The following is a 317-nucleotide window of genomic DNA, read 5'->3' as shown; positions in this document are numbered from 1 at the left end:
ATTTACCGGTCAGCGACTGCTGAAGAAGCAGAAATGGAGCTGGAAGCCTTTGAAGAAGCCTGGGGGGAGAAATTCCCATCGATTGGTAAGTCCTGGCGTAATAACTGGGATAACCTGATTACTCTGTTCGACTATCCTGAAGATATCCGAAAAGCGATTTATACAACGAATGCCATTGAGTCCTTGAATAGCGTCATTCGTAAGGCGATCAAGAACCGGAAGATTTTTCGGACTGATGAGTCAGTCATGAAGGTAATCTATCTGGCCATGGAAAAAGCTTCCGAGAAATGGACCATGCCGATCAGGAACTGGAAAGC

General features: G+C 45.7%; 1 protein-coding gene. It reads left to right on the top strand.

What is annotated here, in order from left to right:
* Nucleotides 1–317, top strand: a 317-nt coding sequence (locus AK963_RS30820; RefSeq protein ID WP_139117856.1) for a transposase, incomplete at both ends; no start/stop codon positions are given.

It is taken from the genome of Endozoicomonas atrinae (assembly GCF_001647025.1).
Taxonomy (GTDB): Bacteria; Pseudomonadota; Gammaproteobacteria; order Pseudomonadales; family Endozoicomonadaceae; genus Endozoicomonas; species Endozoicomonas atrinae.
The sequence above is the reverse complement of the archived record's forward strand: the minus strand, read 5'-3'. Positions and strand labels throughout refer to the sequence as shown.